We start from the raw sequence: 24,418 nt of genomic DNA on the forward strand, positions 1-24,418 counted from the left end.
CAGATCGTTAAGAGTCTCTAGAATTTGAAACCAGCACCCAGAGTTACGAGCGTGCTAGAATTGTTGCTGCTTAAGGGCACATCTAATGCTGCTTTTAATTGAATTGTGTCGGTGACATCAAAATCTGCACCGCCAGTGAAGGCAACAGTTGTGTTGCTACCAGCACCGGAGTTAATAAATACAGAACCACCGATAAAAGGAGTGATTTGAACTTTGCCGCCTCTGTTGGACAAGTCGAAATCATAAGTAAGACCGCTACCAAAGGTGGTACCACCGCTGGGGAAGTAGATAAATGGGCGGAGGGAGAGATTGTCGCTAACTCTAAATTTAGAATTTACGCCAACAGTTGTTTGTCCGCCACCGATTGCTAGGGCTGGTCCGATTACGTTCTGACCCACTTGTGCTTTTGCTGGTGCGCTCATACTTAGAGCAGCAACTGACGAGCACAACATAACTAATGCAACAATATTTTTTTTCATCTTGGGTTTCTCGTTTTTTAAGTAGAGTCGCTCGACTAACTATGTTTGGTGTTTCTATTAGACAAAGAAACTTTTTTTAAGCCAACTTTTGTCTCGGTCGAGCTTCAGGTGTAAGTTTTTTCCTGATTACTCCACCTTGACGCGGCTGGATTACGAAATGTTCCAAACAAAATTTTGCTAGCTACTTAATAGATGCAGTCGTTCGCGGAGCTTACCGGAGGTAATCGATCTGTCGAGTCGGATAATTTTTGACATTTGGCCATAAAAATCAGGAGAAGCGACGATCGCGATCGTCGCTTCTCCTGATGGTTTTGCTAATTTTTAGTCAGCATTAGCAGGATTGGTCTACTGATAAGTAGTCTCATCTCTCATTTCTGCTAAAGCCTAAACCCTAAAGCCTAAACCCTAGTCCTCTACGCCCACAGAATCGATCCGAGTTCGTAAGGATTGCTCAAATGTGGGTGGTGAGGCAACACGCGCAGAGACAAGCCTTGCAGGCCGCTAGCAGCGTAAGCAATCTCACTGGTGTACAGACTATTCCCGTTGCCATCCCGGCCTTGATAGGTCATTACAGTGGTGTCTGCGTTGACGATTTTGCCATTGGTGTCTACGGCACCTTTGTACAATTCGACTTGGACGTCGTGAGGTTCTAAACTTCCTAGTTGAATCAGACTCTTGACGGAGATCGACTGATTGACGTTAATATCTTCTGGTGCGGAGACATCGACGGTATGGACTTTGAGGTCGCCCCAATGTTTGAGCATCTTTTGTTTCCAATGGGCGAGATCTTTACCAGCTTGATAATGATTGTCGGTGACGACATGGTTGCGATCGCTGGCGGGGAAATAACCCACAGTCGCATAATCCCGCAGCATCCGGGCGGTATTGAAGGTCGGACAATTGAGCCGGATGGCATCTTTCATCTTGGCGATCCATTTCCGAGGTAAGCCTTCTTTGTCTCGATCGTAGAATAAGGGGACGATTTCTTGTTCTAACAGGTCGTAGAAAGCATTGGCTTCGACGCTATCTTGATAATCTTCATCGGAGTATAGCTCGCCGTGACCGATCGGCCAACCCGTGCGGACGTAATCGGCTTCATCCCACCAACCATCGAGAATACTCAGGTTGGGTAAGCCATTCATTGCCGCTTTCATGCCGCTGGTACCAGAAGCTTCGTGCGGACGCCGGGGCGTATTCAGCCAAATGTCGCAACCAGCTACCATCACTCGCGAGACATAAATATCGTAGTCGGGGACGAATACGACTGAGTTCATGCCTTCGGAGCGCGTGAAGTGGACGATATCGCGGATTAGTGCCTTACCGGGTATATCTTTGGGGTGGGCTTTACCTGCGATTACAAATTGAACTTTACGTTCTTTATTGCCGACTAAAATCTTTTTAATCCGCTCTAAATTGCGTAAGAATAATGTCGCGCGCTTGTATGTCGCAAATCGTCTGGCAAACCCGATCGTCAAGACGCCTGGATCTAGTGCTTCTTGCGCGTGGTTGATTTCAGCTAAAGTCGCGCCGCGTTCTTTGAGATGGCTGACGATGCGATCGCGAACGTAGACGACCATTTCCGATCGACTGTGTTCGTGATTGCGCCACAGTTCCTCATCGGGAATCGCGTCCATTTTGTGCCAAATCGGATCTTCGATCGATTTTTCCGACCACTCTGGGCCTAAATAGCGATCGTACAATTCTTGCACGGATTTGGCGACGCAACTGCGGGCGTGGACGCCATTAGTTACCGACGTAATCGGTACTTCGTCGATGGGGACATCTTTCCACATGTTTTGGAACATTTCCCGCGAGACGACGCCGTGCAACTTCGCCACACCGTTGACAAAGCTAGAAGTCTTCATCGCCAGAGCTGCCATGCTAAAGGGCGAATTTAAATCCGCCGCATTTTCGCGTCCCAAGCCCATAAAGTCATCTTTACTCAGTCCGTAAATGCCAGCATAATGACCGACATAATAGATCGTCTTGTCTGGAGGGAACAGATCGAATCCCGCACTCACAGGCGTATGCGTTGTGAAAATCTGAGTAGACTGCGCGACTTGTCGGGCTTCGACAAAGGATAAGCCATCGCGTTGCATCAGCACCCGAATGTGTTCGAGAATCAGGAAGCCGGAGTGTCCTTCATTCATGTGATAGACGCTCGGCTTGTGTCCCAACGCTTCGAGCGCGCGGAAGCCGCCGATCCCTAACATGATTTCTTGATGAATGCGCGTATCTAAATCGCCACCATACAAGGCATCGGTAATATCTTGGTCGTAAGCACTATTTGGCTCGATATTGGTATCGAGCAAGTAGAGCGGAACCACACCCACTTGCACGCGCCAGACTCTGGCATACACCATCCGTCCGGGATACTCTACCGCTATGCGTAGTTCGGAGCCATCGGGTTTGCGTTCGAGTTGAACGGGGATATTGTGAAAATCGTTAACTGGATAACGTTCCTGTTGCCAGCCTTCGGCATTGAGATATTGGGCAAAGTAGCCTTTTTGGTATAGCAAACCGACGGCAACTAGGGGTAAACCTAAATCGCTAGCTGACTTGAGGTGATCTCCCGCCAGCACGCCCAAACCGCCAGAGTAGATCGGCAGACAGTCTACTAATCCAAATTCAGCACAGAAATAAGCAAAGCATTCTTTGCCGACATTATTGGCACGTTTGTGTTTGTACCAACTGCGATCGTGTAAGTAGGTATTGAGTTCGCCTACTGCGCGTTCCATGTGAGCTAGAAAACCATCATCAGCAGCAACTTCTTGCAAGCGCGACTGACTGACTCTAGCTAATAGAGCGACTGGGTTGTGACGGGTAGCTTCCCACAAATCCCGATCGAGTCTTCTAAATAGTTCTTTGATCTCCGTATTCCAGTCCCAATACAGATTATAGGCAAGCTGCCGTAGGGGTTCGAGTGAGGCTGGTAGGGAAGGAGAAACGTTGAATGTACGAATCGGCTGCATCAATAAACTTCCTCGGCAATTAATTCCTCAATCTCTTATTGTTACCCACCATGGTCGGTGGGTACCAGTTTCTCCACAATATCTTTACAAGTTTCGCGATCGGACAAATTGTCGATGTAGGTGATAGCTCGTGTAGTTTTTGAGAAAGAGATGGCAAACATTATAACTTACAAATAATTTTAGCTGAGGATGGTAATTGTTTCTGTCTAAATGGGTACACATAAGAGAACACAGTTATCAGCGATTTAGTTGAGTTTGAACGATGCGCTTAAGACTTTTGTCATAGGGCAAAGCCAAGCCAATATGCGTAAGCTGTGCTAGCTTCCGCGATTGTCAAACTAAAAAGATTAAAATAATTAGTATGCGCCGATACACATTTCTCAACACCTTACGCAATATGAAAACCAGTCAATATTTGTCTGTCATCATGTCGATTGGTGCGCTCTGGATTTCGCTCGGCAGTCGGTCTGCAATCCAAGGTTTTGGTGTTGAATCTGCCATCGCTAATTCTGCCATGGGAGTGTCACCGGATCGACATCCCCAACTACTTGCTCAAAGCAACGCAGCATCTAATTCGAGTCAAACTGAAGTCGAGCGCGATTTCCGACTCCAAGATATCACTGTGACTCGCAATAGCTCGGATAAATCCCTGTTTACTGTCAAAGGGTCGATCGAGAATCAAAGCAAACACACTTATTACATATATTACATTGTAGCTAAATTTATTTCTAACGATGTCTCGATCAAGCAAGCGATCATTCCGGTTAATATCGCTATTCCGGCTGGTAAATCCACTTCATTTACACATGAGATTTCGACCCAGAGTGTCAACTCCATCTCCCCAGAAACAGTCAAACCGATCGTGGTTAAATATGAGTATCGGTAGGTTAGGGACTAGGGAGCAGGGAATAGGGGCTAGAGGGTGGAGGCTGCCCGCGTGGTTCGCGGTTGCTGTAATTAACCTGACTTGCTCCCAATAACCGCAGCAGTTAGAAACCATTGCTCATCCGGCAAAGTCCGCCTTCACGGACTAGATAATTTAGCACGCAAAGAAGGCGTAGCGTCTCGAAGAGAAGGCAGGCTACGCCAACGCGAACAGTCGCAGGTAAGAGGTAAGTAGCAACTTGGGTTAATTAATAACCCAAAGCAGTCAGGATATCGTTAGCGTGAGTATCTGTCTTAACGCTACTATCGACATGGACGATCGTGCCATTCTCGTCGATCGCGTAAGTGACGCGTTTGGCATAGCCGCCACCATCAACATCATAGGCTGCAATAATTTCGCCATTGGTGTCAGCTAAGAGCGGGAACGGGAGATTGAATTTTTTAGTAAAATCTTGGTGCGAAGATTCATCATCCTTGCTAACGCCAAGAATGACAATACCTTTGTCTTGATATACGGCATAATTATCGCGAAAACTGCAAGCCTGTTTCGTGCAGCCAGGGGTATCATCTTTGGGATAAAAATACATGACAACTTTCTTGCCAGCTAATCCAGAGAGCGTCACCGGATGACCATTGGTGTCTTTAACGTTAAAATCAGGAGCTTTTGTGCCTACAGCCAGAGCCATGAGATAATTTCCCTGTAATATTTCAGAAGTGCTAACACAGCTTACTGTAGACGCGATCGAGCTGTTTTTCAAGCTTTAGAATAAATGTATTATCCAATGTTTAGTTCGGCGGTGCTGGATTAATGGATCGAAATCAGCGGGGTGCGGAGTGAGGGGATGAAAAAATACCGAAGGGAGAAAATCGTACCTTAGATCGGTAATGCCCTTAATTCATCATGGTTTGGCGAGGGGTGGTTTTGGCATGTAGATCGGCTTTGTTAAAACGATCGCTCTGGGACTTGGATGCTAGCAATGTGGCGGTAGACTGTCCTGCATTCAACGGTTGCCAGTCAAAATCCCGATCGATGGTGGAGCGGAGAAGATCGAAGATTTGGCGACAGTGGTTGTTGCTTTTGAGGGGTAATTCCTCATTTTTGACGACAAAGCTCAGTTTGACATGAGTGGGAGTGGCATGAGTGGTGTCGATGAGGACTTCGGTGGTAACTAATTTAGCAAATGAGACGCGACCGGGAATCTCTCTAGCCATGAGGTAATCATCCAGATCGTAGATTGTCTCTAGCCCGCAAACCTCCATCAATTTACGTAGCGACGAACGGAGGTTTGAGGATTGCAGATTTACTGAATAATGACATGTGTAGCGAGACATAGTAATCGATCTCTAAAGAACAAAGTTTCGTTATCTGAAATTCCCTTGACATCGTAGCAGATTCATTACCTAATTTGTAGTGATGTTAGATCCAATATTTAGCTAAACATGAGTGGTAAGTTTATCGTGTTTGAAGGAGTCGAAGGCTCTGGCAAAAGCACTCAGATTCAGTTAGCGGCAGAATGGCTCAAAAGCTTACCTGGCAAGAATCAATCGGCAATTGTGACGCGCGAACCAGGTGGGACAAATTTGGGACGACAGATTCGCCAGATGTTGCTTAACGACCCCAGTAACGATATCGGAAATCGCACCGAATTATTATTATATGGTGCCGATCGCGCTCAACATGTAGAATCGATCGTCAAACCGCATCTAAAGCTTGGCGATCTGGTCTTATGCGATCGATTTACCGATTCGACAATTGCCTATCAGGGCTACGGACGGGGATTCGATCGCGATGAGATCGATCGGGTCAATCAATTAGCGACAGGTGGGTTGCAAAGCGATCTGACTTTCTGGCTAGATCTGGATGTGACGATCGGTTTGCAACGAGTTGGATTGCGCGGTCAGCCCGATCGGATGGAACGGGCAAATTTAGATTTTCACCAACGGGTCAGACAGGGCTATCAAGAGTTAGCAAATAGCTATCCAAATCGCATTGTTCGCATCGATGCCGATCGCTCTGCTACTGTCATTCAGATGGAGATTCAGACGATATTAACACAGCAGAAATGGTTCGATTTAGGTAGTGCAGATACTGCCACAGTAACGGATGCGCGCCCCCCCAAATAAGACTAAATACTCAATAGTTTTGTAATTTAAAGACAAATAATGCGATAATCCTATTTAAAATCAGACTAAGTGGAAAAATTTAGTCACCGATCGGTAAAATTGCTACCCGATCGAGGTCGTCAATTAAATAGCATTTTTGTTGACATCAATGGTTGTCAAATCAAAGATTTGGAGCGATCCTGTCAAGATTTTACACTACTGCGATCTAGCGTTTAGGCAAATACTACCGGGATAAAAACTTAAATCCGAGCGTCTGGACTTGCTGTGAAGCTGGATCGAGATATCAACGATAAGCGATACCAAAATTCTTTAACTTTAAAAAATTTAGCATTGAGGTAAATACTATGACTAACTCACCCAATCCCAATCGTCGTCGCCGCCTGACTGCGGACGAACTGATCGCGATCGGAGTAGCTCTAGCTGGGATCGGTACGGTATTTTTCTGGGGACTCGGTCAAAAGTACCAACCGATGTTCCAAGGCGCGATGTCTAGCCTCAATAACGACAATTCCAATCGCCAAGTCGGTGTGCTAGGCAATCGCAATATTTATCTCAACAGAGAAAGACGGACGATCGCCGATAGCGCGCGCGTGGAAACCCCGCCGTCGGCTCCGAGTGCGCCCCCCGCTACTTTTGTACCGCCGATCGTCAAAACAGTCGAAGTACCTGTTGTCGAAACGCCGAAAACTGTCGTACCCCAGGTAGTAACTCCCACTAAAGTGTCGGTAGTCCCAGCTTTTACAGATGTACCCAAACAATTCTGGGCGGAAAATTATATCAATGAGTTACAGAAACGGGGAATTCTCGATGATTTTGGCGATGGTAAATTCGATCCGAGTAAGGAAATTACCAGAGGAGAATATGCCAAAATGCTCGATCGGGCATTTGCCGATAAACCAGTAATGATGGCAACATCTAAATTTGCCGACATCCCAACTGATTATTCCCGCAAAGAAGCGATCGACAAATCGGTACAATTAGGATTTATGACTGGCTATTCACCGACCAAATTCTTCCCAAATCAACCGATTCCGCGCTATCAATTACAGATATCTTTAGCCAAAGGATTGAAACTGGCAGTGCCTACTAGTACGGGGCAAGTATTGAGTAAGTTCAAAGACGCCGATCGGATGCCCAAATTTGCTAAAGACAAAATGGCAGCCGCGATCGATGCGGGATTGATTATCAAAGATAAAGACACCAATCTACTCAAACCCGTTGCCAATGCGACTCGTGCTGATGCTGCCGCTCTAATTTATCAATCCTTAGTTAAAGAAGGCAAAATTCAACCACAAAAATAAGCGTGAGTAAACGAGCTGGATTAGAAGATAAAGCAATTATCGTCTATGTTTGACATTTTTCGATGCAACGCGATTGCCGGAATATTCACAAAATTGCGTTGCATCTAATAATTTATAATTTCTAATTTTAAATACTTTTTAAATTTTTATTCACTATTTTATGAGACTCGATTCTCCCAAGGAGAGATTACACCAACGCTTACCTTATCAGGTCTGGATTTTAAGTATATCAAGCTTACTGGTAGACATTAGTGCGGAAATGATTCGATCGGTGCTACCGATTTTTGTTTTGTTAAAATTACAAGGTGGCGCAATGACAATTGGCGAGATCGAAGGGATCTCCGCCGCCACAGTTGCAATTATGCGCGTCTTTTCGGGAGCATTGAGCGATTATCTGGGAATGCAAAAAGGACTAGCAGTAATTGGCTATGGGATCGCTACATTGATGCGATCGCTGCTCCCCATCGCTCTCGATCCGATCTGGGTAATCTGGACTCAATTTGGCGATCGATTCGGACAGGGGATTAGTGTTGCTCCGCGCAAGGCATTGATGGCAGATTTGACATCGGAAGAAACGCGCTCTAAAGCTTATCGCTTGCGACAATCGCTATTAATTGCGGGAGCTTGTATCGGTTCGATCGTCGCGGGTGCGATTTTATATGTCGAGCCGAATGGTTACAATCTAATATTTGCTGGCGCGGTAGTTCCGAGTTGTATGGGCTTAGCTTTATTAATATTGGTAGTCAAACCCGTCCAAGAACCCAAGAAACTATTAACCCTACCAGCCGAAATGACTGGTTTGCTGGCTGGAAATGATAAATTTTACACTAGCGTTTCACCATCACAGCAAAAACGGAATGTATCTTCCACCGCCGTAACTACTCGCCACTCCGAGAGAGCGGACTCATTGCCAAGTTACAACCCGATTTATTTACGAGATATACCAGCATTAGGCGGCGAATATTGGCGGCTAGTAGTTGCGGCTATCTTCTTTAATCTTGGCAACTCTAGCGATGCATTCATGCTAATGAGATCGATTGAGATCGGTATGTCCCCAGCATTTATTCCCGTGGGACTGGTGGTGATGAATTTAGTCTTTGCCTTGGTATCCTATCCAATAAGTTCGCTCGTCCTCAACCTCACCGCCAATCGCGATAATCGATCTCTCAAGATTCGCTTTCTGCTAACTGGGTTTTTACTCCACGCGATCGTGTATTTTGGACTAGCAGTCGTCACCACAAATGTTCAGATTTGGTGTTTATTTGGCTTGTACGGACTGCATTTGGCAATGATTCAGGGTTTGACAGTCGATCTAGTAAATAGAGCTGTAGAGCCAAGCAGACGGGGGACAGCATTTAGTTTATTCAATTTAGTCATCGGCATCACTCTCCTAATTGCCAATCTGATTGCTGGTTGGTGTTGGCTGCAAATCGGCTCTGGCTTTACATTTACCGTCGGAGCCTTTTTTGCCTGTGTTGCTACTTTGATACTATTAATTGGGAGTGAGGAGTAGAGGGGATAGGCTTTAGGCTTTAGGCTTTAGGCTTTAGGCTTTAGGTTTTAGGTTTTAGGCTTTAAACTTTAGGCTTTAGGCTTTAGGGAATAGGGAATAGGGAATAGAATACGCACTCATCATTACCCGTTACCCGTCTATCTATCCACCTGTCTATCTATCCACCCATCCACCCATCCACCCATCCACCCTTATGCGCTTAACCTCCCTAGATGTCTTTCGAGGGTTGACGATGGCTACCATGATTTTGGTAAATATGGCTAGCCTGCCCAATGACGATCGCAAATATGCTTGGCTCGATCATGCTCCTTGGCATGGTTATACGATCGCCGATTTAGTTTTCCCATTTTTTCTGTATATTATCGGCGTGTCGATGGCATTTTCGCTGGCTAAATATACGAGTGGAGATGTGCCACTCTCCAAGCAAGTATATTGGCAAATTCTTCGTCGGAGTGCGATCTTATTTGGCTTAGGTTTGATTCTAAATAATTTAGTGTGGAATTATAATCTCACCGAGCCGAAGTTCTTTGCAAATCTCGATAAGCTACGGATTATGGGTGTATTGCAGCGGATTGGAATTGCTTTTTTCTTTGCTTCGATCGCTGTTTTAGCTCTAGCTCAAAGATGTTTGTGGATATTAACTGGCGGTATTTTGGTAGGGTATTGGCTAATTTTGGCTTTTATTCCGGCCTTAGATAATAGCGATGGTGTATTCAGCCAATTTGGTAACTTTGGAGCTTATGTCGATCGATTAATTATTACGCCAGCACATTTGCATAAAGGCTCTAAAAACCTCAGCGATCCAGAGGGATTATTTAGTACTTTACCTGCGATCTCCAGCATTTTATTTGGTTACCTCACTGGAACGTGGTTGAAACGTCAGCCTGTAGCTACTCGCACTAGTGCCAGCCTCCTGATGTATGGATTGGCGGCTGTAGTCATTGGGTTAGTTTGGAATAGTTTTTTCCCAATTAATAAAAAGCTATGGACGAGTTCGTTCGTGTTATTTACAACTGGTTGGGGTTTAATTTCGCTGGCGGCTTGTTACGAATTAGTCGATGTCCGTAAATATCGGCAGTGGTTTAAACCATTTGAAGTTATGGGTTTGAATGCAATTTTTATCTATGTGGCTTCGATTGTGCTGATTAAGTTATTGATGGTCAATCAGATTGCTAAAGATACATCTATTTATGTATGGTTGAGTACGCAGTTGTTTGGCTGGGCGGGTGCGCTTAATAGTGGCGTCTTATTTGCGATCGCGACTGTTCTATTATGGCTGGTGGTCGCGTATCTAATGTATCGCCAGCGGTGGTTTTTAAAAATTTAGATACTCACTTTTACAGAAATAATCAGTTATCTCGAGCGATTTCGATTAACTCAACCATTGGTCTTTTCCGTACTTAATCCATTGTTCGATCGTGGCAATTATAGAGATTACTAGCCAGTAGTAAAGAGATCTGCTTACTTTCGCATTATTAAAGTAAATACACAAATATCCCAAACTAATGTAAAAAAATGGGATTGCAAACACATGTCTGCCTAGACTTGCTATGGTTGTAAAACCAAAATCCATCGGACACAAAAACACGATTGTGCAAGTAATTACAGCAAAGCAAGTTGAGAACCAAAATAAATAATTTGTAGCTAATGTATCTACTTCATTTTGTCGATCTAACTTGTCTTCACTTAAGGTGCTCCATTCTGTCTCGATCTGTTTAGAGCGTAATTTTAACCTAATGATTGTAAATGGAATAAAGATGGCTGGGTAGAGTAGCCATACATTGCCAAGTGGAGATTTTGGAATCGAATTTAAGATGGCATTAAATTTATCCTTCATCACAACAAATGCTACAGCACTAACCAGAATAATCCAGGGCATATATAGTCCCATCATATCGAACATAGATGTTCTAATAAAAAGTAGATCTGGGTAGAATCCAAATTTCCGACCCCAATTAGCTTGATCGTGAAATGGGGCTAAGAAATCGCCTCTCATCTGCCAACAGATCCATCCGTAAATGGAGTATCCCACAATTGTGGCTATAGATATTAAAGCAGATATTTTTAGCTCTGGTAGGAACTGCTGAAATATCGACCTAAAACTAGTTTGTTTGTTGTTATGCCACTTGAGACTAACTAAAACGAGCGAAGCTCCCATCACCGAGCCTATTAATTGAATCGAGCAAGGTCTAATTAAAGACATAATAACAGTGGAAACTGCGGCAATTAAGTAGTGCCGACTCATCGGCTTTATTTGAAGCTCGTGTAAGCTCCAAATTAGAAACAGAGTAACCGCACAATAAAAACTTTCTGTATATCCTAAAACTCTCTGAATACCTGTCGGATTGAGAGTAAATAATAGTAGAATTAAGAGAGCTAGTTTTGAAGACTTAAATAGTCGATCGAATAAAATATACAAAGGTGGTAAAATTACTAAAAATATCCCTGCTCCTAACGTCTTTAATTGATAAGCCGCAGTTACTACTGTATTCGGGTGAAATATGTTCCTAGTCAACCATGGCCATAATGGATAGAATGCACTGCAAGTATCACTAATAACCATTGCAGCATAATGTTCTACATCCCAATAATAACCATCTTTAACAGCATTTATCGACGGACTAAGACGAACGATCGAGAAGAATTTATCAAAAGCTCTAGGACAAATTATCATACCGATTACAGCACAACCAATAAATATCCCATAGACAATTGCCAGATGAGATAAAATTCTTTGAGGATTTTTTTTAGTCATTAGATTAGGCGATCGTTCAACATTTCTGGGAGATACATATTTAAACCGTATTTAAGCGATCGCTAAAATTGCAACTATTGTACTATAAATTGACGCCAACTGTAATTTAACAGAGCGAGACAGAGCTGCCGATCTTAAAGCCAAGATTTACAGAAGCGAAGTTGACTTCGATCGAAAGGATCGAACGTTAACATTGGCACCTAATCGGGGAACAATAGGCAAGACATCTTCAATACAGATACTAGCCAAGCTATGGATGCGGAAGAACTATTGTGGCGATATCGCGGTGGCGAACGGGATTTTAGCTCGGTCGATCTGAGTGGATTTAGTTTGGTTTCCCAAGACTTAATCGATATTGTCCTCAACCAAGCCGATTTACGCAAAAGCAATCTCACGTTTGCCTACCTCAATCGCGCTCAGTTACTCAAAACCAACCTTTCTAGCTGCAAATTAGGCGGCGCGACGCTGATCCGAGCAGATCTTCAAGGTGCCAATCTCCGCGATGCGGACTTGCATGGAGCCAGTCTCCAATATGCCGATTTTCGCGGTGCCGATATGACATGGGTAAATCTCCTCGATGCCAATCTGATGGATGCGGACTTACGCAATGTCAATCTCAGCGGTGCCAATCTCAGCGGTGCTTGTCTGCGTGCGGCTAATTTTCGAGAGGAAAAACGCAGTTATAATTCCAATCTCCGCAGTGCTAAACTGTGTCGCGCCGATTTGCGAAATGCTAATATGGCTGGAGCAAATTTATCAAAAGTCGATCTTAGTTATGCCAATTTGACTGAGGCAAATTTGAAGGGAACCGATCTCACTGGTGCCAATTTAACGGGTGCCAAATTAACGAATGCAATTTTGACAGAGGCAAATTTGCACGAGGCAAATCTCCCTCATGCCGATCTCTCTCTGGCAAAACTCGAACGGGCGATCGTCACAGCGTGCGACATGACAGGTGCTAATCTGAGTAGAGCGATCATGTCTAAAATTAAGTTGGCAAATACTAATTTGAGTTATGCCGATCTCACAGATGCACGGATGCATCACGCCGATCTGACACGCACCATTTTATGTTATTCGACGATGATTAATGTCGAACTGATCGAGGCACATTTAGCCAAAACCGATCTCGAAGATGCCAACTTAACCAATGCGAATTTGATGCGTGCGGAAATGAGTAGTGCTAGCATGGTCGGGACGATTCTGACTGGTGCTAAGATGCCTGACGGCAGGCTGTATGCGAATGTTTAATAACAAAGATTGAAATCACTCGCTCTTCAGGGTAGGCGCACTTGATGATGCGGCGCACTACTTGCTGGAGGTTTACTCTAGCGAATAGTGTGACAAGACATTATCCCTACCCTCAAATTTTGAGAGATGGTGACATGTTTGATAAACTACTACCAAAATTACGATCGAGCATTGTATGGTAGAAGCACCCGAACAGAGTGAAACCGGACGGATCGAGGCATTTAGCGATGGCGTATTTGCGATCGCGATTACGCTATTGGTGCTAGAAATTAAAGTACCGCAACACAAGATCGTCGAAACAGTCGGTTTAGTGTCTTCGTTGCTGTCCCTATGGCCGAGTTATTTGGCATTTCTGACTAGCTTCGCCTCGATTTTGGTGATGTGGGTCAATCATCACCGGATTTTTAGTTTGGTAGCGCGTACCGACCATGCTTTTTTCTACTGGAACGGACTGCTCCTAATGCTGGTGACGTTCGTACCATTTCCGACGGCGTTATTGGCGGAATATTTGATTCATCCCCAGGCGAGGGTTGCTGCAAGTGTATATGCGGGCATCTTTTTGGCAATCGCGATCGTGTTTAATCGATTGTGGAAACATGCTGCCACAGCGGACAGACTGCTCGCACAAAAGGCAGATCGGCACGAAGTAGACGCCATTACCAAACAGTATCGATTTGGCCCAGGATTGTATTTAGTTGCCTTTGCGTTGTCATTTATATCTGTATGGCTGAGTGTTGGCGTATGCTTTGTGTTGGCAATCTATTTTGCGCTGCGGAGCAACGCCTAGTAAGGAAAAGGTGCAAGTTAAGTTACCATTGCCTATCTCCCGCGCCCCCGCTCCCCCCTCCCCGCCAAGCTCCTACCTAGATTTAATAGACTACTAGAGTATTGTTTCTCACCACATCTCAACCATAGGAGTAGTCGATGTCTGACAATTTTTTAGAAGCTCTCAAAACTTTCTTGCCATTAATTGTAGTCGTAGTGACTGGTGCAATTGGGGTGGCAACTTATACTTGGCAAGAGAATATCAAACGTCAAACAGAAATAGTCGAGCGCAGGCAAAAACTCTACGAAGATCTCAATGGTGCTTTGTTTGGGCTGATTTTAGCGACAACTCCCGCAGAACGTCGCAATATCATCGCTCAAATCGAGAAGGGTTGGCTGTTTGCGTCGGATGATGTTTTAGCGGCTTTATTTAAGTATATGGAATTGTATGATGAGCTATGGGTGCAAGCCGCAGGCAATGTCCGACAATTGATTCGCGAAGATAAAATAGCTAGGAAAAATTTGGAGCAGTCAATGTCGGATCTTTTTTTGGCGATGCGTCAGGATCTTCGCCGTACTAAAATCCCCACAAATTTAGCACGGCAATATATGCACTTCTATCAATGCGGAATGCTCGATCTGAATTAAATTTATCCTCTAATTTGGCGATCGATTAATAATCCAGTGCCACCATTGTAAAAGCGAGCGAGATAAAACTAAGGGCTTGAGTTCGATCGCATTACGAGCGAGTAAATCTTGCACGATATTAAAAGCGGCATATTGTAGCCCCAAGAAACTATCGACAGGTGCATAATAATTACCTAATGTTATCGCCCCAGAAGCATAGACTTTGCCCACCTGATTGGCCATTTCGGGTAATTCAAAATCTTCGGTAACTGTCAGCCTGCCTAACTGGTTGATCGGTAAATTATATTGCTGAATTAGATCTTGAAGTAAGGGACTAGCAGTAATTGGGGCATCGACAGCCGTCGCGTCGATGATAAAGTCGGATTCTAAGTGGATGTCGCCTTTGACTCCCGATTCGCACACGGTGGTAATCGTACCGCCACGATTGGGATTGGGGACTACCTGCTGAACTTCCCCATAAAAGATCTGATACCAACCCTTATGGATGCCACCCGTGATGATTTTACGCCAGTCGGGACGATTCATCGTCGTGACGCCACCCCAATCGGCGAGTAAATGCTGGCGTTGCTCTGGGGTGGCATGTTCGAGGATGGTTTTATACTGACCGCCCCAGGCTGATTTCGGCCAATTGAAGGGCTGAAATTCATAATTATGTTCGACTTTGCGCTCGGCTAAACCGTATTTATTCCCGTCGGTTTTGGGGGAGCGGAGTAACTGAATGACGCGGATTTCGACTCGATCGTTATTGCGGCGGAGGGTGTAGAGTTTCTGAAGGATCCGCGCGGCGACAATTCCCGTACCGCGTAATAATACCGTCCCGCCATACATGGCTAGCGATTCGTAGATATGTTCGTGGGGTTCGTAGGCATTAACTACGGTTTTGAAATCCTGAGTGCGATCGCGATAAGCCTGGAGATCTGGTAAAAATTGGAGCGCGGGATAACCAGTAGCAATATGCACGTACCGCGCGATCGTGCAAGCATAATCAGTCGGTTGCTGGCAGGTATACACGATCGCATAGCGTCCGTCGGTAGTCTTGCGAATGGCTTGGACGCTCGCTGTGCGAATCATTTTCTTCCAACTAATTCGTGCAGCTTCGCGATCGATCGCGGCGATGACATCCCCAGCTTTGGGAGTATAAGTATCAGCCAGCGTCGGCTCGGCGAAGACTTGCCACAGATGCCCCAAGCCCGATTTCAATTTCCCTTTAGCGATGTCTCTCACCGCCTCTACGGTCGCATAATTGGGAAAACCCCAAATATTGTCAGGACAGGCATCGGCGGGGGATCTAAGCCGCTCGTAAGGCACGATCTGAGCATTGAGACAGAGCTGATGATAGCGTCCGTAGGGTTGCTGCTCCATTCCCAAGGCGCGGATGCGATCGGTACTCACGCCACTAATGCGCAATAAGTCTACCCAAATAAAACTCCCCAAACCGCCGCCGACAGTCGCATACTCGACTTCTTCGACGGGCAATCCGGTAGCGTGAATGGCTTGCGGCTCGATATGGGTTTGGCGGAAGATCGTGGGTAGACAACTATTGAGCTGAACTACAGGCGGCGGCGTGATGCGCGGATCGGGTCGATTAGTGACAGAATTAAATCTAATCTGCGATTGACTTGCTGGTGTAGCAACAGGTTGAGAATTATCTGGTAAAGCGATGGCAATTTGGTAATTGCCGATTTTAATGACATCTCCAGGCTCGATCGAACTTTGGGCTTGCTTTGTCCCATTAACGATGACACCATTACTACTGCCGCGATCGAAGATCGTTAACCGATCTCCCGCCATCTCGATCGAGGCATGATAGCGAGATACATCCAAACTATTTAGTACGATCCGACACACGCGCTGTCCGTCTAACAGATCCGGCAGTCGCGCAAACTCTCGCCCCAAGGCAATGGGCACGGTTAACAGGGGTTCTTTGCGTTCTCCTGTTGCTGGATCTTCCCACATCAAACGGATTTGCACGATCGATCGATTGACTGAGTGTTTAACGATCGATCTTAGCAGGATGAGCGATTTTTTGCTCGATCGCGCCTCATTTAGATTTAGATCCCCGACTGCTCGGAGAAGTTGGGGATCTAAATCATCGTACACTATCCAAATTTAGCTAAATCGATCGTCATCGACTAAAATAATCCTAATCTTAGCTCCAACTTTTTCTAGGTCGCTAGCAATATTCCAGATTTTCCTTCTGTATCCCAATGCAGTTATCACATCATCAAAAGTATCTAAAATTGCTTTGACATCTTTGGGTGATTTAGCAGTAAGCTGTCTGACTGTGTAAAAAACTTTTGACCGGAATTCGCCCACATCAGTAATAATTAAGCTAAAGCCGTCGGGTTCGCACCTAATGAAGATCTCATCCAAAAATTAGCGGCTGGTAAATTATTTAGATCGGTTTCATTATTACAACTTGGCATTCATCTTTGTGCCTATATTGTAGCTTTTGTCAAGCTAATCATTGTCGATGCTGGTGGCTATTATGATGTTAGCATCCTGCGCTTTTTGTCCATAACAGCAGGATCTATGCCCTTGTTCGCGATCGAGTGGTGGCTGATTCAAAACAGCTTGAAGCTTTCTAAGTCTAAAAGAGCTTGGGGATATTATCTAAATTTTGGCGTGTGTTTGTGGAGTATCGGGACGATCTTTGTCAGTTATTTTGTCTGATATAGCGATCCTATTTGAGTTCCTCACCGTAAAGTCAACTTGTAGGGGCGGTGCCTCGTGCCCGCCCTTTAGGGACTATGCTTCTCCTTTAGGATTGCTATAGTTCAGGATTAGGTTGCTGGCGAGCAATCTAATCCCTAAAGCCTAACGCCTAAAGCCTAACGCCTAACGCCTAAAACCTAGCTGGCAGTCGATCGGTTCAACAATACCGGGCAAGGAGCTTTGACGCGGACATAGTCAGAGAGCGAACCACCTAATAACCGATCGAGATCTGGTAAACTTTTGGCGATCGAGGGACGACGTTCTGGCGAACCGATCGTAATTAGATCGACATTTAGATCCTCAGCATATTTACAGATTTCTTTACCAGGATCGCCAGCCGTCACAATACATTTATAAGCGACGCCTTGTCGTTTGGCTTCACTAACCGCAGGTGCGAGAATCGGATCTGTTTCGGGATTACTTACGGCATCGGCAGCTTTTTTATCTGATTTAACTTGAATGAGGATCAGTTGACTACCTTTGATATCTCTTAATAGAGACAGAGCTAATTTGAGCGATGCTTGAGCATCGGGCGAGTTATTATAACCTACCATAATCCGATTAATGCGTCTGATATCGACATCATCTTTTACCAATAACATCGGACGCGAAGTGAGCTGAAAAACATATTGACTGACAGAATTAGAGAGAATCGATTCTAACCGATTGAGTCCCCGCGAACCCATAATAATTAAGTCAGAATTTTCTTCATCGGCAATTTGACAAACAGTATCTTTAGGATCGCCTTGTTTTAGTCTGACATTGACTTTTGCCGGATCGAGCTTGAGATACTCGATCGCATCAGCCAAGATTTGACCGCCAGCAGTAAGTTTTTCGGCCATTAGTTCGGCAGAGACTTGTGGAGTTACCACATGTAAAATGGTGACATTTGCTCCTTGGATGGTAGGAATTTCCATCAGCAGCTTGAGCATCCGTTCGCATTTACCCAAGCCAGCGACGGCAATTAAAATATTTTGAATCATACATTTAGCATCCTATCTAATTATTAACTTAACTGGTGGTGAGATGATGTTTGACACCTCAATAATTGGGTTATTGAATTCAAGTTGCTACCTGTAAGGAAAGCGGTTTGCGACGCGCGCATCACGGAGGGAACCTCCAGGTTGAGTGCATCAAGACACAATCGTTGGCATTCAAGGAGGTCGCAACTTGGATTGTTTAACTTATTAGCCTCTTGTCGTCGAACTGTCGTTAAAATTTTTGTTATGTTCTCGATCTTGCACTGTCACCATCTCCATACTGGCTCGATCGCAATATTATTTATTATTTAGTCGCCCCAGACAGAGATGAATGCAGGATAATTGTTGAATCGCTCTAGATTCACCTCTCACATCTCCTATGCTGTCGATCGAATGTCTCAACCACAAATTTACAGATATTCAAGCCATAATTTTTGATAAAGACGGCACCCTCGAAGACTCAGGCGACTATCTCCGCAATCTCGCCCAAAAACGCGCGCGCCTCATCGACGCTCAAGTTCCTGGCGTCGGCGAACCGCTACTGATGGCATTTGGCGTCACCGAGAAGGGTTTAGATCCGGCGGGATTGCAAGCGGTGGGTAGTCAATATGAAAATGAAATTGCCGCAGCGGCTTACATTGCCGAAACGGGGAGAGGTTGGAGTGCGGCGTTAGAAATTGTCAAAGGTGCCTTTAATGAAGTCGATCGCGTGATGGAATCCACGCCAGCAGCCATGTTTCCCGGTTGTGCCGAATCGCTTTCTACCCTTGCAGGTGCGGGACTCAAACTCGGCATCCTCTCCGCCGCCACCACTAGCCAAGTCGTCAAATTTGCCAATTATCATCGATTACAGTCGCATTTCCGGGTGCTGCTAGGTTCCGATCTCCAGTTTGCCAAACCCGATCCGCGCTTATTCCAATTTGCCTGTCAGGAACTCGGCGTAAATCCCGCACAAGCCCTAATGGTTGGCGATAGTACCTGGGATATGTCTATGGCCAAAAACGGCGGCGCAGCAGGCTGTATCGGCATCTCCTGGGGTCGATTCATGCAACCGATCGCCATGTCGGATGTCACGATCGAGGATTTATCCCAGTTACAAATCAGCCAGTAGTCCAAGTTGCTAGTTACTGGATCTGCCAACGACTGGAAGTCGTGGCTGGTGGTGCAAAGTCCGCCTACGCGGACTAGGATTTTTTAGTCCGCGTAGGCGGACTTTGCAGCATTAGCAGCGGTTTCTAACCGCTGAGGTTATAACTAGCAACTTAAGTTACTAACCGCTCCTCAACCCTCATTTACAATCGAGATAAATAGCCAATCCTCACCCAGCACCCGCCATGGTAACACCCTCCCAGCCTCGGCTGATTCCACCATTAGAAAATGGCGACAGACTCACTCGTTACGAATTCGAGCGTCGCTATGCTACGATGCCCCAGAATAAGAAGGCTGAATTGATTGAAGGAGTTGTCTACATGGCTGCGGCACTGCGCTTTAGAAGTCACGGCGAACCCATTCGTGACAAGTTAAGAAAATCAGAGATTTGTCAAAAGGGTAATAAAAAGATGCCAAACTGTTTCTAGTCAAGAGTTTGAGGGAATAGAGGCCTGATGACCAGCCGCCGAAGAAGTAACCGCGACCACGCCAAAAAGAACCACCAACCAGGTGTGGAAGATGAGATCATCGCCGCTCAAGTAGAGGCTTTATTGACACCAGCAATTTTCAATCAAAGTCATTACTACCGACAATTAGGGCTGAGAAATCGGCTGTTAAATTTACCCTTGATGATGGCAGCAGTGCTGACGCTACTGTGGCGGAATGTGCCAGGAGTCAGAGAACTAAGCCGAATGTTAGGGCGAGAAGGATTTTTGTGGTGTGAGCCAACACAAGTAAGTCAACAGGCGATTGCACAAAGATTTCTGACCTTTCCATCTGAGTTATTTGAGAGAGTGTTTAAGGAATTACTGCCAGAATTTAGAGTGAAGTGGCACCAGAGAAAACAGCGATTGTTGCCACAAAGCATTGAATTTGCTCAAGCAAAATTTGAGCGGATTTGGGCATGTGATGGCTCCACATTGGAAGCGATATTCAAGAAATTAGATAGCTTATCTGATGTGCCAATCGGACAACTAGCGGGAAAAATGGGAGTAGTCATAGATTTGGTGACGAGATTGCCGATTGAAATCTGGTTTAGAGAAAATCCCAAAGCTTCAGATGTTAATTTTGAGAAAGATATCCTGAATTTAGTAACATCGGGCACTTTATTGCTCTTGGATCGAGGCTTCTATCATTTCCAATTTTGGCAAGAATTAATTAACAGAGATATTCATTTTATTACTCGATTAAAAAAAGGTGCATCGCTACAGATAGAACGAGTATTTAGCAATAGTTATAGTATCCGTGACCGAATAGTGCGGATGGGGTCTGGCACCAAAAAGACTCCATATATAACTGTAAGATTAGTCGAAATTAAAGTGGGTAAAGTCTGGTATTCTTATCTAACTAGTGTACTCGACCCATTGAATCTTCCTCCCTATGTAGTCGCCGATTTGTACGGAAGACGGTGGCGAATTGAAGAGGCTTTTAATACTGTTAAACGATTGCTCGGGTTGAGTTATTTATGGACTGGTTCAGTTAATGGAATTAAATTACAGATGTGGGGGACTTGGCTGTTTTATGCAGTTCTAGTCGATTTAGGTGATGCTGTAGCTGATGAATTATCTCTCCCATTCGACCGCATTTCTTTAGAGATGATTTATCGAGGTCTTTATCACTTTCATGTAGCTCATCATAAAGGTTTAGCTGCCAATCCAGTCACCTATTTTGCTGCCCCAGAGAATCAAGATTTAGGTATTGTTAAAACTGTTCGTAAACCTAATGTTAAGTTAATTATTGCACCTTTTCCTGATTCTATGAGTCGAACAGACAATTTTTTCTTCGACTCATCGCCTCAAGCCCGCTTGACAAGTGCGATCGCTTCTTAACTTGTCACTAATGCGGCGAACCTCATAGCAATATTATGGGTTGGTTGTGGACTTATAAAATTACGACTCCAGGTGTGGCACTGGGGGATGCGCCGACAGTACGGCTAGACTCAGATAACGAACCTCAGCCCGATGCAGTATTGTTAATTGAAGAACAATGCGGCGGTCGATCGCGTGTAAGTGAAGATGATTACATTGAAGGGGTACCAGAATTAGTTGTAGAAATCGCCGCTAGTAGTGCCGCGATCGATCTGGGAGATAAAAAACGCGCCTACCGTCGCAATGGCATCCCCGAATATATCGTCTGGCAAGTATTCGATCGGAAAGTTGATTGGTTTTGCTGGCAAGAAGGGGAATATATCTCTTTACCGATAGATGCCGATGGCACGATTCGCAGTCGCATTTTTCCAGGTTTGTGGCTGGCGGTGGAGGATTTACTCGCCGGAAATATGGTGCGAGTTTTGGCAGTATTACAGGCAGGTTTGGCAGCAGCAGAGCATAGTGAATTCGTACAGCAGTTGTCACAAGTAATCGACTAATTCTGATTCAGGAACAGATTTAATCGAATCAATCCAAGACTCGTAATTTTTTCTCTGTTCTGCGACAGATACAATTAAAGGTGGTTCAGCGTAGTCAAAAGTATCTACTCGATCTACTTGATTAGGTAGTTTACCTATGGTGAGAATGTGTACGAAGATTCCACCATCATCTATATCCATAGGTAGAGCATAAGCATCACATCTTGCTCCGTTGCAAAGTGGGCGATAACCATATTTTTCAAGTTCGACTCTGAGAATTGCCAAACACTCAAACCCATTCGTACCATTTGCTTGAATATCTGGAGTAACTACAGATGTGAATTTTATATTGTTCGGTTCTAGAATTCTACTCTCATGAATAATTCCTTCCACGATCGAACCATTATGATGCTGTATTTTTAGTTCATAACTGCACAAAAATAGAGAACCATAATAATTCCATTGCTCTTCGACAGAGGCGATCGAATCTGGTTCTGCATAGTCAAATATACCTACCTGAAGATCTTTCCAATCGACCTCAGAGCCTAAACTCATAATCTGTGCGCTTAAACCACTGCCCATGTCTCTATGCATTCCAGATAGATATACATCAAGCCTAGCTCCAGCGCATAATGGTTTACAACCATGTTTTGCAAGTTCTAATCTCAGTTGAGTTAAGCATTCAAATACATCTGTGGCTGTAAAGGATAATTTTTCAGTAATAGGCGATGTAAATTCCAGAATCCAGTCTGGCCAGGAAGGACTAAAATATTCCACATGTGCATTAATAATAGAGCCTCGATCATCTTGAATTTTTAACTGTACTAAAGTCTTATCTTTCATGTGGTTATAATTTCCTTTTAGTAAGGATAATTTTCAGCTATCGTTGGCGATAGCCTCTCCTGGGAGAATCGAGCGCATTTTTAGTAACTCTACCGCAGTTACAAACCCTGTAGTCTCAACCATGGCTTGTTTTAACTGTGTTGTAGCGAGCGCGTCTTCAAAAGTTTCTAGTTTGGTTAAGTTTTCATAATTAACGATCGTCGCCACAGGTTTGACATGACTTTCGGTTGTAATTTGCTCTTGCTGATGGGCACAATCGAGCGAGTCAAAAAAGTCTTGATGTCCATCCGTACAGTTGACTGGTAGCATAATACTAATTCTCACAAAAGCACAAAGATTACATATCTATTATGTCTGCGAGGATGGATTATTGACAATCTAATCGGTAATTGCGGCTTGTTGCCATTCTAGTACAGAGCGGCGTAAATAGACCTATGATTGAAAGCAGCTCATCAAAATGAGAGGAACACAGAGGATGCCAAGATTATCCGCTGCCCTAATTACACTCAATGAAGTAGAACAAGCCGAACTACAACAACTACTCAAGCGCAAGAAAACGCCACAACAAATCGCACTCCGAGCCAAAATCATCGTCTTGGCAGCCCAAGGGAAAAGTCACGGTGAGATTGCTGAGACATTAGAAATTAGCAAGGATATGAGTAGATTATGGCGAAACAGATGGTTGGAGTTGAAGGATCGACAACTGCCAGCCATCGAGCGGCTGATGGATGCCGTGCGACCAGGTGCGCCAGCCACCTTCACCCTCGAACAAATCACACAACTATACGCCATCGCATGTGCCCCGCCCGAACAGTACGGCCGTCCCATCAGTCAGTGGACGAGCAGAGAATTAGCCGCCGAACTGATAAAACAGGGCATCGTCGCATCGATTAGCCAGCGACATGTGGGCAGACTCCTAGCTGAAGCCGAACTCAAACCCCACCAGAGTAGTTACTGGTTGCATCCCCCCCCGACCCAGAATTGGGGCACAAAGTTGAACACATCTGTCGTGTCTACGAACAAGCACCCCAACGTGCGCTGACAGGAGAAGTCACCCTCAGCCTGGACGAAATGACTGGGATTCAAGCACTGGAGAGAACTATGCCAAATATTCCGATGAAACCAGGACAGTGCGAACGTGTAGAGTTTGAATATACTCGACACGGAACTCAATCATTAATTGCCAGTTTCGATGTGGCAACTGGTCGAATTGCGTTGGCCAGTGTGGGCGCAACTCGAACCGAAGCTGATTTCGCCGAGCATGTCACCCGTTCCTTAGCACAATATCCCACTGCCGCAAAATACCATTTGGTCATGGATTGTCTCAATACCCATCAATCCGAGACGCTGGTTAGGCTGGTGGCCGGATTAGAGACAACTCCACAGGAGCTGGGTGTTAAAGGTCAGTCGGGGATTTTGAAGTCAATGGAGACGCGAGCGCAATTTTTAGCCGACCCAAACCATCGGCTAGTGATTCATTACACGCCCAAACATTGTTCTTGGATGAATCAGATTGAGATCTGGTTTGGGATTCTAGTACGGAAATTGTTACGACGCGGTAGCTTTACCAGTACAAATCACTTGAAAGCCCGGATCCATGAGTTTGTGGACTACTTTAACATTACGATGGCCAAACCCTTCAAATGGACTTACAAGGGTAAACCTCTAACCTCTTAGATACTTGGTTTATT

The 24,418-nt window shown here is 45.0% G+C and carries 24 protein-coding genes and 2 pseudogenes; 16 read left to right on the forward strand and 10 right to left on the reverse strand.

Going from position 1 to position 24,418, the window contains the following annotated elements; all coding sequences use genetic code 11:
- Positions 1 to 17 precede the first annotated feature (17 nt).
- The gene (locus CHA6605_RS16210) at positions 18 to 479 is read right to left on the reverse strand and encodes a hypothetical protein (RefSeq protein ID WP_015160498.1); all 462 of its coding nucleotides are present in this window, start codon (positions 477 to 479) and stop codon (positions 18 to 20) included.
- A gap of 413 nt (positions 480 to 892) precedes the next feature.
- Positions 893 to 3,451 (reverse strand): alpha-glucan family phosphorylase, encoded by a 2,559-nt coding sequence (glgP, locus tag CHA6605_RS16215; RefSeq protein WP_015160499.1) that lies wholly within the window; start codon positions 3,449 to 3,451, stop codon positions 893 to 895.
- A gap of 397 nt (positions 3,452 to 3,848) precedes the next feature.
- On the opposite strand from glgP, the gene CHA6605_RS16220 reads away from it, so the two are divergent.
- Positions 3,849 to 4,337, forward strand: a complete 489-nt coding sequence (locus CHA6605_RS16220; protein WP_157260009.1) for a hypothetical protein — start codon at positions 3,849 to 3,851, stop codon at positions 4,335 to 4,337.
- 81 nt (positions 4,338 to 4,418) lie between these two features.
- Positions 4,419 to 4,571 (forward strand): hypothetical protein, encoded by a 153-nt coding sequence (locus CHA6605_RS34235; RefSeq protein WP_157260010.1) that lies wholly within the window; start codon positions 4,419 to 4,421, stop codon positions 4,569 to 4,571.
- 13 nt (positions 4,572 to 4,584) lie between these two features.
- Here the strand turns inward: CHA6605_RS34235 and CHA6605_RS16225 are convergent, their stop codons facing one another.
- A complete protein-coding gene (locus CHA6605_RS16225; protein ID WP_015160501.1) occupies positions 4,585 to 5,022 on the reverse strand; it encodes a peroxiredoxin in 438 nt (145 codons plus the stop codon).
- A gap of 205 nt (positions 5,023 to 5,227) precedes the next feature.
- Positions 5,228 to 5,668: a hypothetical protein gene (locus CHA6605_RS16230; protein WP_015160502.1), complete on the reverse strand. Its 441-nt coding sequence runs from the start codon at positions 5,666 to 5,668 to the stop codon at positions 5,228 to 5,230.
- Between the two features lie 108 nt (positions 5,669 to 5,776).
- Here CHA6605_RS16230 and tmk point away from each other — a divergent pair, with 108 nt between their 5' ends.
- From tmk to CHA6605_RS16250, 4 genes are all read left to right on the forward strand, one after another.
- Positions 5,777 to 6,460, forward strand: a complete 684-nt coding sequence (gene tmk, locus CHA6605_RS16235) for a dTMP kinase (protein ID WP_015160503.1) — start codon at positions 5,777 to 5,779, stop codon at positions 6,458 to 6,460.
- Positions 6,461 to 6,804: 344 nt separating this feature from the next.
- On the forward strand, positions 6,805 to 7,761 hold the full coding sequence (locus CHA6605_RS16240) for an S-layer homology domain-containing protein (protein ID WP_015160504.1): 957 nt from the start codon (positions 6,805 to 6,807) through the stop codon (positions 7,759 to 7,761).
- Positions 7,762 to 7,921: 160 nt separating this feature from the next.
- Positions 7,922 to 9,274 carry an MFS transporter gene (locus CHA6605_RS16245; protein ID WP_015160505.1) on the forward strand — a complete coding sequence of 451 codons (1,353 nt, stop codon included), beginning with the start codon at positions 7,922 to 7,924 and terminating at the stop codon, positions 9,272 to 9,274.
- Positions 9,275 to 9,467: 193 nt separating this feature from the next.
- Positions 9,468 to 10,601: an acyltransferase family protein gene (locus CHA6605_RS16250; RefSeq protein ID WP_015160506.1), complete on the forward strand. Its 1,134-nt coding sequence runs from the start codon at positions 9,468 to 9,470 to the stop codon at positions 10,599 to 10,601.
- A gap of 45 nt (positions 10,602 to 10,646) precedes the next feature.
- Here CHA6605_RS16250 and CHA6605_RS16255 read toward each other — a convergent pair whose 3' ends face one another.
- On the reverse strand, positions 10,647 to 12,029 hold the full coding sequence (locus tag CHA6605_RS16255; RefSeq protein WP_015160507.1) for a hypothetical protein: 1,383 nt from the start codon (positions 12,027 to 12,029) through the stop codon (positions 10,647 to 10,649).
- A 252-nt stretch (positions 12,030 to 12,281) separates the two neighbouring features.
- On the opposite strand from CHA6605_RS16255, the gene CHA6605_RS16260 reads away from it, so the two are divergent.
- The 3 genes from CHA6605_RS16260 (at position 12,282) to CHA6605_RS16270 (ending at position 14,693) form a co-directional block, all read left to right on the forward strand.
- Positions 12,282 to 13,280: a pentapeptide repeat-containing protein gene (locus CHA6605_RS16260; protein WP_015160508.1), complete on the forward strand. Its 999-nt coding sequence runs from the start codon at positions 12,282 to 12,284 to the stop codon at positions 13,278 to 13,280.
- A 175-nt stretch (positions 13,281 to 13,455) separates the two neighbouring features.
- The gene (locus tag CHA6605_RS16265; RefSeq protein WP_015160509.1) at positions 13,456 to 14,067 is read left to right on the forward strand and encodes a TMEM175 family potassium channel protein; all 612 of its coding nucleotides are present in this window, start codon (positions 13,456 to 13,458) and stop codon (positions 14,065 to 14,067) included.
- A gap of 137 nt (positions 14,068 to 14,204) precedes the next feature.
- Positions 14,205 to 14,693: a hypothetical protein gene (locus CHA6605_RS16270; protein WP_015160510.1), complete on the forward strand. Its 489-nt coding sequence runs from the start codon at positions 14,205 to 14,207 to the stop codon at positions 14,691 to 14,693.
- Positions 14,694 to 14,702: 9 nt separating this feature from the next.
- Here the strand turns inward: CHA6605_RS16270 and CHA6605_RS16275 are convergent, their stop codons facing one another.
- Positions 14,703 to 16,793, reverse strand: a complete 2,091-nt coding sequence (locus tag CHA6605_RS16275) for an FHA domain-containing protein (RefSeq protein ID WP_015160511.1) — start codon at positions 16,791 to 16,793, stop codon at positions 14,703 to 14,705.
- Between the two features lie 9 nt (positions 16,794 to 16,802).
- The gene (locus CHA6605_RS16280; protein ID WP_041548174.1) at positions 16,803 to 17,066 is read right to left on the reverse strand and encodes a hypothetical protein; all 264 of its coding nucleotides are present in this window, start codon (positions 17,064 to 17,066) and stop codon (positions 16,803 to 16,805) included.
- A 159-nt stretch (positions 17,067 to 17,225) separates the two neighbouring features.
- Here CHA6605_RS16280 and CHA6605_RS34240 point away from each other — a divergent pair, with 159 nt between their 5' ends.
- On the forward strand, positions 17,226 to 17,366 hold the full coding sequence (locus CHA6605_RS34240; RefSeq protein ID WP_157260011.1) for a hypothetical protein: 141 nt from the start codon (positions 17,226 to 17,228) through the stop codon (positions 17,364 to 17,366).
- A 179-nt stretch (positions 17,367 to 17,545) separates the two neighbouring features.
- Here CHA6605_RS34240 and CHA6605_RS16285 read toward each other — a convergent pair whose 3' ends face one another.
- Entirely contained in the window at positions 17,546 to 18,391 is an 846-nt protein-coding gene (locus tag CHA6605_RS16285) for a universal stress protein (protein WP_015160512.1), read from the reverse strand.
- Between the two features lie 376 nt (positions 18,392 to 18,767).
- Between CHA6605_RS16285 and CHA6605_RS16290 the strand changes: the two genes are divergently transcribed.
- The 4 genes and pseudogenes from CHA6605_RS16290 to CHA6605_RS16305 all read left to right on the forward strand — a co-directional run.
- Positions 18,768 to 19,499 carry an HAD family hydrolase gene (locus tag CHA6605_RS16290; RefSeq protein ID WP_015160513.1) on the forward strand — a complete coding sequence of 244 codons (732 nt, stop codon included), beginning with the start codon at positions 18,768 to 18,770 and terminating at the stop codon, positions 19,497 to 19,499.
- Between the two features lie 223 nt (positions 19,500 to 19,722).
- Positions 19,723 to 19,896 (forward strand): annotated as a pseudogene (locus tag CHA6605_RS16295) (Uma2 family endonuclease); the annotation flags it as partial.
- Positions 19,897 to 19,992: 96 nt separating this feature from the next.
- Positions 19,993 to 21,366 (forward strand): IS4 family transposase, encoded by a 1,374-nt coding sequence (locus tag CHA6605_RS16300; RefSeq protein ID WP_015158054.1) that lies wholly within the window; start codon positions 19,993 to 19,995, stop codon positions 21,364 to 21,366.
- A gap of 14 nt (positions 21,367 to 21,380) precedes the next feature.
- A pseudogene (locus tag CHA6605_RS16305) lies at positions 21,381 to 21,905 on the forward strand (Uma2 family endonuclease); the annotation flags it as partial.
- Here the strand turns inward: CHA6605_RS16305 and CHA6605_RS31745 are convergent.
- On the reverse strand, positions 21,888 to 22,727 hold the full coding sequence (locus tag CHA6605_RS31745) for a hypothetical protein (protein WP_015160514.1): 840 nt from the start codon (positions 22,725 to 22,727) through the stop codon (positions 21,888 to 21,890). The pseudogene CHA6605_RS16305 and the gene CHA6605_RS31745 sit on opposite strands and share 18 nt — an antisense overlap.
- Before the next feature lie 33 nt (positions 22,728 to 22,760).
- Complete coding sequence (locus CHA6605_RS16315) at positions 22,761 to 23,036, reverse strand: hypothetical protein (RefSeq protein WP_015160515.1); 276 nt, start codon at positions 23,034 to 23,036, stop codon at positions 22,761 to 22,763.
- A gap of 166 nt (positions 23,037 to 23,202) precedes the next feature.
- Here CHA6605_RS16315 and CHA6605_RS16320 point away from each other — a divergent pair, with 166 nt between their 5' ends.
- Positions 23,203 to 23,769: a helix-turn-helix domain-containing protein gene (locus tag CHA6605_RS16320; RefSeq protein WP_041547411.1), complete on the forward strand. Its 567-nt coding sequence runs from the start codon at positions 23,203 to 23,205 to the stop codon at positions 23,767 to 23,769.
- On the forward strand, positions 23,709 to 24,404 hold the full coding sequence (locus CHA6605_RS16325; protein WP_198288354.1) for a transposase: 696 nt from the start codon (positions 23,709 to 23,711) through the stop codon (positions 24,402 to 24,404). The genes CHA6605_RS16320 and CHA6605_RS16325 overlap by 61 nt, the downstream gene beginning before the upstream one ends.
- Positions 24,405 to 24,418: the final 14 nt, after the last annotated feature.

The sequence above is a fragment of the Chamaesiphon minutus PCC 6605 genome (genome assembly GCF_000317145.1).
Taxonomy (GTDB): domain Bacteria; phylum Cyanobacteriota; class Cyanobacteriia; order Cyanobacteriales; family Chamaesiphonaceae; genus Chamaesiphon; species Chamaesiphon minutus.